General features: G+C 71.6%; 11 protein-coding genes. 4 read left to right on the top strand and 7 right to left on the bottom strand.

Annotated elements, in window-relative coordinates:
• Nucleotides 1–32 precede the first annotated feature (32 nt).
• Complete coding sequence (locus ACGFYP_RS15685) at nt 33–1,040, top strand: CBM35 domain-containing protein (RefSeq protein WP_393492746.1); 1,008 nt, start codon at nt 33–35, stop codon at nt 1,038–1,040.
• 63 nt (nt 1,041–1,103) lie between these two features.
• Here ACGFYP_RS15685 and ACGFYP_RS15690 read toward each other — a convergent pair whose 3' ends face one another.
• From ACGFYP_RS15690 to ACGFYP_RS15710, 5 genes are all read right to left on the bottom strand, one after another.
• Nucleotides 1,104–2,933, bottom strand: a complete 1,830-nt coding sequence (locus tag ACGFYP_RS15690; RefSeq protein ID WP_393492749.1) for a glycosyltransferase family 4 protein — start codon at nt 2,931–2,933, stop codon at nt 1,104–1,106.
• A 38-nt stretch (nt 2,934–2,971) separates the two neighbouring features.
• On the bottom strand, nt 2,972–4,117 hold the full coding sequence (locus ACGFYP_RS15695; RefSeq protein WP_393492753.1) for a hypothetical protein: 1,146 nt from the start codon (nt 4,115–4,117) through the stop codon (nt 2,972–2,974).
• Nucleotides 4,118–4,279: 162 nt separating this feature from the next.
• Nucleotides 4,280–5,206, bottom strand: a complete 927-nt coding sequence (locus ACGFYP_RS15700; RefSeq protein ID WP_393492756.1) for a 1-phosphofructokinase family hexose kinase — start codon at nt 5,204–5,206, stop codon at nt 4,280–4,282.
• Between the two features lie 135 nt (nt 5,207–5,341).
• Nucleotides 5,342–6,487, bottom strand: a complete 1,146-nt coding sequence (gene nagA, locus ACGFYP_RS15705) for an N-acetylglucosamine-6-phosphate deacetylase (protein ID WP_393492759.1) — start codon at nt 6,485–6,487, stop codon at nt 5,342–5,344.
• Nucleotides 6,487–7,425 carry an ROK family protein gene (locus ACGFYP_RS15710; RefSeq protein WP_393492762.1) on the bottom strand — a complete coding sequence of 313 codons (939 nt, stop codon included), beginning with the start codon at nt 7,423–7,425 and terminating at the stop codon, nt 6,487–6,489. Before ACGFYP_RS15710 ends, nagA begins: the two co-directional genes overlap by 1 nt.
• A gap of 219 nt (nt 7,426–7,644) precedes the next feature.
• Between ACGFYP_RS15710 and ACGFYP_RS15715 the strand changes: the two genes are divergently transcribed.
• Genes ACGFYP_RS15715 through otsB form a run of 3 tightly spaced genes read left to right on the top strand, consistent with a single transcriptional unit; the run spans nt 7,645 to nt 10,112 of the window.
• Nucleotides 7,645–8,916 carry an ABC transporter substrate-binding protein gene (locus ACGFYP_RS15715; RefSeq protein ID WP_393492764.1) on the top strand — a complete coding sequence of 424 codons (1,272 nt, stop codon included), beginning with the start codon at nt 7,645–7,647 and terminating at the stop codon, nt 8,914–8,916.
• A gap of 27 nt (nt 8,917–8,943) precedes the next feature.
• Nucleotides 8,944–9,216: a DUF3263 domain-containing protein gene (locus ACGFYP_RS15720; protein ID WP_361960513.1), complete on the top strand. Its 273-nt coding sequence runs from the start codon at nt 8,944–8,946 to the stop codon at nt 9,214–9,216.
• A gap of 23 nt (nt 9,217–9,239) precedes the next feature.
• Nucleotides 9,240–10,112 carry a trehalose-phosphatase gene (otsB, locus tag ACGFYP_RS15725; RefSeq protein WP_393492769.1) on the top strand — a complete coding sequence of 291 codons (873 nt, stop codon included), beginning with the start codon at nt 9,240–9,242 and terminating at the stop codon, nt 10,110–10,112.
• A gap of 109 nt (nt 10,113–10,221) precedes the next feature.
• On the opposite strand, the gene ACGFYP_RS15730 is transcribed toward otsB, so the two are convergent.
• A complete protein-coding gene (locus ACGFYP_RS15730) occupies nt 10,222–11,673 on the bottom strand; it encodes a trehalose-6-phosphate synthase (protein ID WP_393492772.1) in 1,452 nt (483 codons plus the stop codon).
• A 65-nt stretch (nt 11,674–11,738) separates the two neighbouring features.
• Entirely contained in the window at nt 11,739–13,538 is a 1,800-nt protein-coding gene (locus tag ACGFYP_RS15735; protein ID WP_393492775.1) for a hypothetical protein, read from the bottom strand.
• Nucleotides 13,539–13,571: the final 33 nt, after the last annotated feature.

Consider the following 13,571-nt stretch of genomic DNA (forward strand, 5'->3'; position numbering starts at 1 on the left):
CGGCTGGCGAGCATGGATAGGAGTGACCAGGGATGGCTGCCGGTAACGACGGCGCGAACACGCCCGAGGACGACGATCCGTTCGGCTACCTGTACGCGGACGGCCAGGCGGCGGGCGCCCAGCCGCCGGGTCAGGCCGGTGGCTACGGCTACCCCGGCCCGGCCGCGCAGCCGGGTGTGCCCCGAACCTCGTACAACCAGGTCAGAACGGTCGGCGAGCGCCAGTACGGCGGTCAGCAGCAGTACGGCCAGGGTGCGCAGGGCGCGCCCGGCGGGTACGGGCAGCAGCCCGGGCAGCAGGTCCCGCACCAGCCCGGATACGGCCAGCCGCACCCGCAGTACGCCGCGCCCGAGACGTACCCCGGTGGCTCGCAGACCCGTCAGTCGCCGATCCCGCACCAGCGCGGTGGCGGTGGCGGCGGTCGCGGACCGAACACCAAGGGTCTGCTCATCGGCGCGATCGCGGTCGTCCTGGTCGTCGTGATCGGCATCACGGCCGCCGTGATCACCAACACCGGTGGCGACGAGACCAACGGTGGCACCGCGGGCGGCAAGCCGACCGGTGGCTCCACCCAGGTCCAGGAGGACCCGTCCGACGAGCCCAGCACGGAGCCGTCGCAGGCCCCGCTGCCGCAGCAGGACGCGGCCACGCTCAAGCTCGGCGGCTCGGCGCTGCTCGCCAAGGACATCAAGGGCGCGGAGGGCGTCGGCGGCGCCTACGTGACCGGCTTCAACGCGGTCGGCTCGTCCGTCACCTGGGAGACCGAGGTGCCCGCGGCCGGTGACTACAAGATGTCGGTCCGGTACGCGATCCCGGCCAAGGACGCCAACGCCACGGTGACCGTCAACGGCAAGGCGAACACGAACCCGATGAACCTGAAGAACTTCATCGGCTCGTCGGACCCGAACCTGGAGAAGAACTGGCAGACGACCTGGTCGCAGGTGTCGCTCCAGAAGGGCAAGAACACGATCATGCTCTCCTGCGGGCAGGGGAACCAGTGTGACGTGATCTTCGACTGGGTGAAGATCAGCACGCTGTGAGGTCGTAGCGCACGCGGATCGGGCGCCGGGGTGGACGAGTCGTACGTCCACCCCGGCGCCCTTTCACATGCCCATCCCGTCCTTGCCGCGGGGAGTCGGCGGCTGCGGTGGCTGCGGCGGCTGCTGCTCGGGCCCGGACCGTCCCGGACCGCTCTGTCCGGCACCGGGCGCGGGGGCGGCCGGACCACGCCGACCGGCGGCGCCGGGCTGGTTGAGTGTGAAGCCCTTCTGCCAGGAGGGCGCCGGGTTCTCGGGCGCGGGCTGCTCGGGCGCGGGGGTACGGGGGGCGCTCTCGGTGGCGGGCCGGTTGTGCGCGAAACCTGCCTGCCAACCGGGGCGGGGGGCTTCTGGCGCGGGTTGTTGAGGCGCCTGCTGCTGTGGCGTCGGCTGCTGCGGTGCGGGTTGTTGTGGCGCTTGTTGTTGAGGCGTCTGCTGCTGCGGCGCCGGTTGTTGAGGCGCGGGCTGTTGCGGCACGGGTTGCTGGGCCGTGGGTTGTTGAGGCGTCGGTGCTTCCTGCCCCGGAGCCTCCTGCCTCGGTCCCTCCCGCTGCGCCCCGATCACCGCCTGCGCCGGCGCCTGTTGCTCCTGTTCCGGCGCCTCGGGCCTGAGGACCTGACCGTCCGGTCCCTGGACCGTGCGGGCCGCGTCACGCTCCTGCGCGGTGACCATCATCTCGGGGCCGCGCTCCGGCAGCGGCGTCTGCTCCATGGTCGCCTGGACCAAGGCCTGCATGGCGTGGTCCCAGGAGTACTGCTGCAGTACTTCCCGCAGGTAGAGGGCATCGGCCTGGCGCTGGGGGAGCTCCTGATGCAGCTGGGTGATCGCCGTGAACCATGCCTTTGAACGGGGGGTGTTGTCGGTCGGCTCGGGAACCACGCACCGCTGCCCGATCTCCGGCGAAACGCGATCGGGGTCCTGGAAGAACAGCGCGGCGCCGCTCTCCTCGTTGACCAGTACGGGGACTCCGTGGGCCAGCCCCTCGGCCGCCACCATGCCGTAACCCTCGTGTTTCGAGGGCATGATCACCGCGTGTGAGTTCCTGATCTCCTCGTTGAGCTCTTCGACGTTGCTCGTGCGGCCCTTGACCGTCGCGTTCCCGCCACTGAGCTCTGCGAGTCTGTCCCTCGCATCGGCCAATTCCTCATCCTTGACACCGAGGATGGTGAGGTTGACGGAAACGCCGGCTTCGTTCAGCAAGGCCACCGCGATGGCGGCGTCGTCCACGCCCTTGAGGGGGTCGGCAACCCGACCCATGAGCAAGAGGTTCAGTCGTTCCGGTGCGGGGTCGTGCTGCACCGGATCGTAAATTCGGGTGCCCGGGATTACTTCATGGGAATGTGGAAGATGCGTACCTTCAGCGGAAAGCTGTCTGCTCGCTTCCGACAGGAGAGGTCCGACTCCGGCCACGACGTCCGCGCGCGCCATGGTTTCACGTTCGATCGCAGAGTCATGGGCCGCCTTTTCCCTCGCCTCTTCGAGGGTCTTTCCTTTGAAGAACGGAAGCCTTTCGGGGCTTGTGTGCAGGAAGTGCACCATGCGCGCGTCCGGGTACCAGTTCTCCCGCAGCTCGGCAGCGGCCGGTCCCGAGAAGCGCGAGTGCCCGATGATGATGTCGTAGGGTCGGCCCGCCGGGTCTTCCAGCCCATGCGCCGTGGGTTCCTGGCCGGCGAGCTGCTCGATCCAGTCCCGTCCCTCCACGCCCGGCGGGGGTTGCGTCTTCACCTCCCTCTGTATGCCCTCGTGCTGGGGCATTTCAGGGTTGGCCGTGAACAACGTGACGTTGTGGTGGCGGGCGAGAGCCTCGGCCATCTCCTGGTTGAAGACCTCGACACCCCCCGCACCTCTGCCGCTGTTGTCCGACACGACGAGAATGTTGTACCGCTCTTCAGCCATTGGTTCCCCCGTATTCCTCTATCACCGCTCGTCCCGCTTCAGAAGCCGTAGGTTTCCCGGAGTTCGCGGCCGATTCCCTCGGAAATGAAGTCCGTCAGGTCGAAAGCGGAGAGGTGCATGATGCCGGATTCCGCACCCGGGTGGATCCTCGCCGCGTACTCGTCGAGGATCTCCGCCAGAATTCCCGCGCGTACGGCCGAGATGGCGACGTGATCCGGGTCCCCCTTCTCGCGGAAGATGCGGACCTCTCCGGGGTGCGGCGGCCTCGGCTTCCGTCCGAGCTCCGCACTGCGGGCGAAGAACTCAGCCCTGGCTCCGACCGGTCTGGGAGTCGGCTGGCCGTCGGGCCATTGCACTCCTGCGGTCGTGTGCACGCTCGGGTCGATCAGCTCGTGCCGCTCCCGCCAGAACACCCTCGACCGCCCGGCCAGCAGATCCTGAACGTCCTGCGCCGCCTTCGTCGTGAATGGGCTCACCGAGGCATCCCCCGTTTCCCGCATGTACTGCAGGGTGGGCATGTTCTCCGATGCGCGCTGGGCCGCCCGGAACAGTGCGTCGTACCGCGTCCGCAGGTCGTCCACGTCGGACGGCCGGTGGGACACCCGCGCCACGCTGACCGTCCCGACCGGGTGCGGAGTCGGGGCGTTCGCGCCCATCGCCGCCCGCAGTTCGTCGGCCGCGACGTGCACCAGTCGGCTCAGCTCCGCCGTGTCCCCGGCGACCTTCACCGCGGGCCGGCCGGGTGCCAGCCGGTTGACCATGTCACCGAACGGCCCGGTCAGCGTCATCATGTGACCCTCAGGCATGACCACCGCCCGCCCCGGTACCAGGTATTCGTCCAGAACCGGCTCCCTCCGGGTCTCGTACGGGCCCGGGTCTGCGGCCATCCGGGCCGTCCACTCCGCCACCGCCTCCGCGAAGGTGATCGGACGGTCGACAGGTCCCGCGGCACGCCGGGAGATCAGATGCCGCGTCGGATCCGACGGCTCCCCGGCCTGCGGCGCGGGACCCTCGGAGACAGCCAGTGCCGCCTCCAACTCCCGCCACGCCGCACGGCGCTCCTCCGACCATCCCCCGCCCAGACTGTCCAGGCGCCATACGCGGTTCTGCTCCTGCCACATCATCCGCGACGCCGCCGAATAGATCATTTCGTATGCGTCGGCAAGTTCCAGTTGGCCGCTCATCCCGACTCTCCTTCGCGATCGATCAACTCACCCACATCCTCACATCGCGCATGCGGTCCGATCATCTTCGCGCGTGGAGCTGTTTTTGTGGCGCCCCGTCAGGAAGACGGCAGCCGTGAGCCCCGTCGGACCTTTCGGCTCCGCCGGGGGCTTCTCGCTTCGCTACGCCGCCGCCGGCTGCTCCGTCACCGTCACGCGCGTGAGCAGCTCCTCGTACGCCAGCCGCTCGAACTCGCCCGCCACCGGGGCGAGGACGGTGGCCGCCGACAGGGCCACCGCGCGGGTCAGCCGTTCCGGCCACGGGAGCTTCTCGACGAGCCCCGAAAGCAGGCCCGCGACGGCCGAGTCGCCGGCGCCCGTCGGGTTGCCCTTGACCGGGGCCGGTGGGGTCGCGCGCCACAGGCCGTCCGGGGTGGCGGCCAGCATGCCGTCCGGGCCCAGGGAGGAGACCACGGCGTGGGCGCCGCGGCGGCGGGCGTCGCGGGTGGCGCGGTGCGGCTCGCGGGAGCCGGTGAGCTGGGCGAGTTCGTCGGCGTTGGGCTTGACCACGTCGGGGCGGGCCGCGATGCCGCGCCGCAGGGGCTCGCCGCTGGTGTCGAGGAGGACGGGGACGCCGGCGGCGCGGGCGAGCCGGACCAGTTCCGCGTAGGCGCCGACGTGGATGCCGGGCGGGAGGCTGCCGCACAGGGCCACCGCGTCGGCGTCGGCGAGGAGGTCGGTGTAGTGGGCGGTGAACGTCGACCACTCGGCGGGGGTGACGGTCGGGCCCGGTTCGTTGAGCTGGGTGGTGTCGCCGGTGGCGGTGTCGACGATCGCGACCGTACGGCGGGTGGTTCCGGCGGTCGGGATCAGGGCGTCGACGACGGGGCCGCCCGCCAGGTGGGTGCGGAGGATCTCGCCCGTCGAGCCGCCCGCGAAGCCGGTGGCGACCGTCTCGTGGCCGAGGGCGGCGAGGACGCGGGCCACGTTGAGGCCCTTGCCGCCGGGGCGTTCGATGACCTGGGTGACGCGGTGGGAGGCGTGCGGGACGAGGGCGGGGACGCGGTAGGTGAGGTCGAGCGCCGTGTTGAGGGTGACCGTGAGAATCACCTGCCGTACCCCCGTACCTCGTCGAAAGTTCGTAGAACAGCCGCGCAACGCGCCTGGAACGCGCCCCGATCATGCCAAACAGAAGGCGGTTGGCCCAGTCCCTCGGCCAACCGCCTTGCGTCTGTCGGGGCGATATCACGCCAGCTTGGGTTCAACCACCCAGCTGCCCCGGCGCATCACGCCCTTGACGTCGAAGTCGGCGTCGAGCACGACGAGGTCGGCGTCCTTGCCGGGCTCCAGGGAGCCGACGCGGTCGTCGATGCCGAGCAGCCGGGCCGGGTTGGCCGAGATGGCCTGGACGATCGACTCGACGGGCAGGCCGTCGACGGTCGCCGCGCGCTTGAACGCGCGGTCAAGGGTGAGGGTCGAGCCCGCGATGGAGCCGCCCTCGACGAGCCGCGCCACGCTGTCCTTCACCTCGACTGCCAGCGTCCCGAGCATGTACTGGCCGTCGCCGAAGCCGGCCGCGTCCATCGCGTCCGTGATGAACGCGACCCGTCTGGGCCCCGCGTGATGGAACGCCAGCTCCAGGGCGGCCGGGTGGAGGTGGGTGCCGTCGTTGATGAGCTCGACGGTGATCCGCTCGTCCTCCAGGAGCGCGGCGATCGGGCCGGGGGTGCGGTGGCCGAGTGCGGGCATCGCGTTGTAGAGGTGGGTCGCGACGGTGGCGCCCGCGTCGATGGCCTCGACGGTCTGCTCGTACGTCGCGTCGGTGTGGCCGATCGCGGCGATCACGCCGTGCTCGGCGAGCAGCCGTACGGAGTCGATGCCGCCGGGCAGTTCGGTGGCGAGGGTGACCATCTTGGCCTGGCCGCGCGCGGCGTCGATCAGCTTGCGGACGTCGGCCGGGTCGGGGTCGCGCAGCAGCGTCTCGTCGTGCGCGCCCTTGCGGCAGGGGGCGATGAACGGGCCCTCGAAGTGGATGCCCGCGATGTCGCCCTGCTCGGCGAGTTCGGAGAGCAGTCCGGCGCGGCGGCCGAGGAAGTCCATCTCGCCGGTGACGAAGGAGGCGACGACGGTGGTGGTGCCGTGCAGCCGGTGGGTGTGGACGCCGGTGAGGATCTCCTCGACGGTGCCGGAGGTGAAGGAGGCGCCGCCGCCGCCGTGGTTGTGCATGTCGACGAAGCCGGGGACGACCCAGTGGCCCGTGAGGTCGAGCGACGGCGCGTCGGCGGGCGCGGAGCCCACGATGCGACCGTCGTCGACGATCACCCGTCCGTTCTCGACGACCCCGGTCGGCAGCACCACACGGGCTCCGGCGAGAACTGTGGATACGGCCATCAGGCGGATACCTCCGAGTCGAGGGAGAGAAGGTCCCAGGCGAGGAGGCCCGCGCCCAGGCATCCGGCGGTGTCCCCGAGGGCTGCCGGTACGACGGCGGGCATCTTCTGGAACGTGACGCGTTCCTCCACCGCGGCCCTCAGTGGTGTGAACAAGGTTTCCCCGGCCTCGGCGAGACCGCCACCGATGATGAGCGTGCGGGGGTCCAGCAGGGTGAGCGCGGTGACCAGGCCGTCGGCGAGCGCGTCGATGGCCTCCTGCCAGACCTGTACGGCCCGGGCGTCGCCGGACTCGACGGCCTTGGCGCAGTCGGCGGCGTCCGCCTTCGGGTCGCCGGAGGCGGCGGCCCAGGCCTGGGAGACGGCGGAGGCGGAGGCGTACCGCTCCAGGCAGCCGCGCTGGCCGCAGCCGCACTCGGCGCCGCCGGGGCGGACCACGATGTGGCCGATCTCGCCGGCGTAGCCGTGGGCGCCGGCCTCGATGACGCCGGCGATGCCGATGGCGCCGGCGATCCCGGTGCCCAGGGGCACGAAGAAGAAGCGGTCGGCGCCGTTGCCCGCGCCGATCCGGCCCTCGGCGAGGCCGCCGGTGCGGACGTCGTGGCCGAGGGCGACGGGGATGCCGTCGAGGCGCTCGCTGAGCAGGGCGCGCATCGGGACGTCGCGCCAGCCGAGGTTGGCGGCGTAGACGGCGATGCCGCGGGCGGCGTCGACGATGCCGGGGACGGCGACCCCGGCGGCCGCGGCGGGCTCGCCGTACCGTTCGAGGCCGTAGGCGCGCAGCTCGGCGGCGAAGTCGAGGATCGTCTCGACCACGGCGTCCGGGCCCCGCTCGCGCCCGGTGGCGCGTCGTGCCTCGTGGAGCAGGGTGCCGTCCGCCCCGACGAGGGCGGCCTTCATGCCGGTGCCGCCCACATCGAGGGCGATGACGTGTCTCACGGGGGACAGTCTCGCCCGTGCACGCCCGAAAGGTCTAGTCCACTGGCCGATATTGTTGCGCTGGGATACAAATTCGAATGATGACGCGCGCGACCTGCGGCGACGGACTTCACAAGATCTTCACCTGTAGACCGAGGATCTACCCAAGTGGTGTAGACCTTATGCTTCCTCTCCTGTGAAAATCACAGCTCGACGACGAGCAGAGGGTGGGGCAACGCTGTGCAGCGGCGATTCATTGGACTGACCGCGACGATCGCCGCGCTCGGACTGACGGCAGGTCTTTCCGGCTGCGGGCTCACCGAGGGAGCCGCGGGCGACGTGACGCTCAAGCTCGTCGCGGCCGACTACGACCTCAACGGCGGCGACACCACCAAGAAGTACTGGGACGAGCTCACCGCCGCCTACGAGGCCAAGCACCCCGGCGTGCAGGTCGAGGTCCAGGTCGAGTCCTGGAACGACGTCGACCGCAAGGTCGCCGAGATGGTCAAGGCCGGCCAGGCCCCCGACATCGCCCAGATCGGCGCCTACGCCGACTACGCCGCCGCCGGCCAGCTCTACTCCGCCGACGAGCTGCTCTCCATCCCCGTCCAGGCCAACTTCCTCGCCCCCCTCGTCGAGGCGGGCGAGCACAAGCGCGCCCAGTACGGCATGCCCTTCGCCGCCTCCACCCGGCTGCTCTTCTTCAACCAGGACCTCTTCGACAAGGCCGGCATCAGCAGGCCGCCGGCCACCTGGGACGAGCTCGCCGCCGCCGCGGAGAAGCTGAAGGACAAGGACGTGAAGTACCCCTTCGCGCTGCCCCTCGGCCCGGAGGAGGCGCAGGCCGAGACCATGATGTGGCTGCTCAGCGGCGGCGACGGCTACACCGACGGCTCCGACCGCTACCGGATCGACTCCGACCTGAACATCAGGACCTTCGACTGGCTCAAGACGAACCTGGTCCAGAAGGAGCTCACCGGCCCGGTCGCCCCCGGGAAGCTCAACCGCAAGGACGCCTTCGCCGCCTTCTCGCGCGGCGAGGTCGGCATGCTCAACGGCCACCCCTCGCTGATGCAGGAGGCCGAGAAGAAGGGCGTCAAGGTCGGCAAGGTCGCGCTGCCCGGCGCGGACGGCAAGTCCAAGGCGTCCATGGGCGTCGCCGACTGGATCATGGGCTTCAAGCAGAACGGCCACCGCGAGGGGATCGGCGAGTTCCTCGACTTCGTCTTCAGCGACGAGAACGTGCTGAAGTTCGCGGGCGGCAACGACCTGCTGCCGCCGACCGTCAGCGCGTACTCCCGGATGGAGAACGACGAGGAGCACAAGGACCTCCGCGAGTTCCTCACGGAGCTGCCGAACTCCCAGCTCCCGCCGGTCGGCAAGACCTCCTGGGCCCAGGTCAGCGACAGCATCAAGCAGAACATCGGCAAGGCCGTCACCCCGGGCGCGAAGCCGGAGGACGTCCTCGGCGAGATCGCCCGCAAGGCGACGGCGGCCGAGAGCGCGGAGTAGGAGCGCCCGGAGTAATAGGTTGGTCGTATGACCGACGTGAGCGACCCCGGACCCGACGACGCCCCGAGCGGGGACACCGGGCTCGGGGAGCGGGAGCGGGCCGTGCTCGCGCTCGAACGCCGGTCCTGGCCGGGACCCGGCGCCAAGGAGCGGGCCGTACGCGAGCGGCTCGGCCTCTCGGCGACCCGCTACTACCAGCTCCTCAACGCCCTCCTCGACGACCCGCGCGCCCTCGCGCACGACCCGGTGACGGTCAACCGACTGCGCCGGGTCCGTGCGGAGAAGGAGCAGCGCCGCTGAGGCCGCGTCGGTAGGGTCGTCGTATGGTCAGCAGCCTTCCGCACCCGACCACATCCGCAGGCCGCGACGGCCTGGCCGCGCTTCTCGCCCGGCCGGAGAACGCCGTCGTCGCCCTCGACTTCGACGGGACGCTCGCCGAGATCGTCCCCGACCCCGAACAGGCCCGCGCGCACCCCGGCGCCGTTCCCGCGCTCTCCGCCCTCGCACCGAGGATCGCCTCGGTCGCGGTGGTGACCGGCCGCCCGGCGGGCGTGGCCGTGCGGTACGGCGGCTTCGCCGGCGTCCCGGGCCTCGAACACCTCGTCGTCCTCGGCCACTACGGCGCCGAGCGCTGGGACGCGGTCACCGGCACCGTCCAGGCCGCCGCCGTCCACCCGGGCGTGGCCACCGTCCGGGCCGAGCTGCCCGGCTTCCTCGACGGCGTCGGCGCCTGGCCGGGCACCTGGATCGAGGAGAAGGGCCGCGCGGTCGCGGTCCACACCCGCCGCGCCGGCGACCCCCAGGCGGCCTTCGAGGCGCTCAGGGCCCCGCTCGCCGACCTCGCCGCCCGGCACGGCCTGGTCCTCGAACCCGGCCGCATGGTCCTCGAACTGCGCCCGCCGGGCATGGACAAGGGCGTGGCGCTCGCCGAGTACGTACGGGAGGTGGGCGCCGGGTCCGTCCTGTACGCGGGCGACGACCTGGGCGACCTGCCGGCCTTCGCGGCCGTGGAGAAGCTCCGCTCGGACGGCACCCCGGGGCTGCTGGTGTGCAGCGGCTCGTCGGAGGTCCAGGAGCTGTCCGACCGCGCCGACCTGTCGGTCCCGGGCCCGCCGGGGGTGGTCGACTTCCTGGCGGCCCTCGCGGCGGCGGTACGGGAGGGGCCTGCGGGGTCTGAGGGGTCTCAGGAGGCCTGAGGGGTACGGGAGGGGGCCTGAACGCCCGCCTGGGCGGACCCGGGCCCCCGCCCGCCCGGGCGGGCCCGGGCCCCCACCGGGCGGACCCGGGCCCCAGCCCGCCGCGCTGCTACTGCTCCCCGCGTACGGCCCGCAGGGCCTCCAGCTGTTCCAGGAACCAGCGCTGCGGCGGCAGGGCCGTCGCGGCGGCCGCCAGGCGCTTCGAACGGTCCGCGCGCTCGGCGGCGGGCATCGTCAGGGCCCGGTGCAGGGCGCGCGCGGTCTCCGAGACGTCGTACGGGTTGACCGTCACGGCGTCCTCGCGCAGCTCCTCGTACGCCCCGGCGCCCGTCGAGAGCACCAGCGCGCAGCCGGCCTCCGAGACCACCGGGATCTCCTTCGCGACCAGGTTCATCCCGTCGCGGACCGGGTTGATCAGCGCCACGTCCGCGAGGCGGTACGCGGCGAGCGAGCGCGGGAAGTCGTCCCGTACCGAAAGCAGCACCGGCTGCCAGTCGTCCGTGCCGAACTCCGTGTTGATCTCCTCGGCCAGCTCCGCGACCGACGCCGTGTAGGCGCGGTAGACCTCCAGGTCCTGGCGGGAGGGGTACGCCGAGGCCAGGTGGACGACTCCGCCCCGCCACTCCGGGCGCTCCTGGAGCAGCTCCCGGTACGCCAGCAGGCCGCGCACGATGTTCTTCGACAGCTCCGTGCGGTCCACCCGCACGATCGTCTTCCGGTCGCCGACCTCGGCCCGCAGCGCGGCGAGCCGGTCGTCGACCTCGGGGGTGTGGGCGAGCGCACGGAGGTCGTCGCCGTCCACGCCCAGCGGGAAGACGTGCACCCGGGTGCGCCTGGGCTCGCCGCCGGCCCTGCGGTGCTCCACCCCGCGCCAGGGGTCGTCGCTCCGCCAGAACCCGTCGGCCTCGCCGTCCGGGCCGTGGATGTGGGCGCCCGTGATGAACGCCTGCGCCCATCCCCAGGTGTGGAAACCCAGCTCGTCCGCGCCGAGCATCCCCCAGAGCAGCTCCTCGCGGACGTCCTCCGGCAGCATCCGCATGTACTCCGGAAGCGCCCACGGGGTGTGCGTGAAGTGGCCGATCCGCAGGTCGGGCCGGAGCTCGCGCAGCTGCCCCGGGACCAGGGCCAGGTGGTAGTCCTGCACCAGGACCGCCGCGCCCTCGTCCGCCTGGGCGGCCAGCTCCTCGGCGAAGGCCCGGTTGTAGGCGCGGTACGACTCCCAGCGGCGGCGGAACGCCGCGTCGAAGACGGGCTCGCGCGGGATCTCGTACAGATGGTGGTGGAGGAACCACAGCACCGAGTTCGCGATGCCGTTGTACGCGTCGGCGTACACCTTCGGATCGATGTCCAGCATGCGCACGCCCGGCTCGGACACTCCGCGCCTGACCGCCTCGCGGTCGCCGTCCCCGAGGGCGGCGCACACCCACACGCTGTCCTCGGAGGAGACCGCGCTCAGTCCGGAGACGAGACCGCCCCCGCCGCGCCGGGCACCGAGAGTGCCGTCGGCGGCGAGGGCGTACGAGACAGGACCCCGGTTGGACGCCACGAGCACAGAAGCCATGTGGCGAACCTAGCCCGTGACGTAAACGCTCAAACGTACGTATACGACTCTGGCGAATCCTCGCCTCAGTGGTCGCGGTGGCCGCGCAGGGCGGCCTTCGCCACCAGACCGGTCGCGGCCAGGGCCAGGGCCAGGCCGCCGAGCAGCCAGAGCCGCTCGCCGCTGGAGCCGGTCTCGGCCATGGAGCCGCCGGGGCCGTGCGGGTTCGGGCGCGGCTGCTGGGTGGTGGGCGCGGGCGCCGGCACGGCCTCCGACTCCGTCGGGGTCGGGGACGGCGAGGGGTCCACCGGGTCGCTCGGGGTCGGCTTCGGGGTCGGCTTCGGGGTGGGCTTCGGGGTCGGGCTCGGCTTCGGCGGGTCGACGACCGGAGCCACCGCGCAGGCCGGGTCCTCGCTGCCCTCCCCGCAGTTCGAGCGGGGGGACTCGACCTCGACGCTGTTGCGGAGCCTGCCGTCGCCGCGCACCGGGTCGTGGACCTTCACCGAGTACGTGATCGTCGCCGTCTTCCCGGCCGGGATGTCACCTACGTAGCCGATCTTCGGCGCGTCGTACGTGACCTTGCCGATGGTCGCCTTGGCGTCGCCCCGGTAGTCGGCGTCGTCCAGGTTGCCGGTCAGGTCGTCGCTGAACTTGGCGTTCGGATGGTCCAGCCGGCTGATGTTCTTCGCCGTGACCGTGTACGTGACGGTGTCGCCCGGCTTCACCTTCTTCGGGCTCGCCGTCTTGGTGACCTCCAGGTCCGGGACCGGCACGGAGAAGGCGAGTGCGGAGGGTACGTACGTGTCGCCGGTCGTCGTGAAGGTCAGCTCCGCCGAGCGCGCGCCCACCGGGATCGCGCCGTCCGGGATGTCGAAGGCCTTCGCGTCGACGGACAGGTTGTTCGTCAGCCTGGGCGAGACGGCGCCGTCGTCCTCGCTGATGAAGAAGTTGTCGGTGTTGCCCGTGTGGGTCTCGGTGACGTTCTTGCCGTCGACGAGGAACGTGTCGCCCGGTGTGTTCCGGTCGCCCTCGTACGCCGTCACGCTCGCCCGCGCCTTGCCCGTCGTGCGGTGGAAGCCGTCGACGGTGATCGTCGTCGCGGGGGAGGTGGACCGCTGGAGGACGTGCCCGCCGTAGACGTAGACGTTGCGGCGGTCCGGCGCGAAGGTCGGCTCGGGCCCCGGGAACGCGTAGACCACCGTCAGGGACCAGCCCGCCACGCAGCCCTTTCCGTCCGGCGCCCAGATGTCGCCGACCGCGACCTGCGCGTCCGTGCCGGTCACGCCCGCGAAGGCGGCCGTGACGTCAGACTCGCCCGTGTAGTAGTGCGGGCCGCTGGTGTCCGGCGGGTCGGTCACCATGCTGTCGATCGAGACCGCCGTCTCGGCCCCCGCCCCCACCCTGATGCGCGGCGCGGTCGTGGCGTGGTCCCCCGGCGAGGTCACGACGTCGGCGCCGGAGATGTCGCAGCGCTTCAGCTGCGCCCCGCTCGGCCCCTTGTACGTGCCGTCGTTGCCGCCCCAGAAGAGCCGGGCGTACGCGACCCGCGCGCCGGCCGGGATCGCGACGTGGCCGGTGCTGGAGCCGTAACCGGCGGTCATGGAGGCGGAGTTGATCCGCCGCATGACGAAGGTGTTGTTGTTGTCGTTGCCCTGTCCTGCGGCCGCGGTGGCACAGCGGGCGGCCAGGTCGGCGGGGGCGGTGGGGCAGCCCATGACCGTGTTGCCGATGGTCGTGAAGTCGCCGTAGAGCGACTCGTCGTAGCGCTTGCCGAAGGGCTCCACCACGTCCGCCGCGGCCGGGCCGGCCGCGGCGAGCAGGAGCGAGAGCGAGAGCGAGCCGAGCGAGCCGGCGGCGAGAGCGAGCGCCGCCAGCGACATGGTCATCCGATTTTTGAACCGCATGAAACGGAAATTTAG

Source organism: Streptomyces sp. NPDC048370 (assembly GCF_043200825.1).
Lineage (GTDB): Bacteria > Actinomycetota > Actinomycetes > Streptomycetales > Streptomycetaceae > Streptomyces.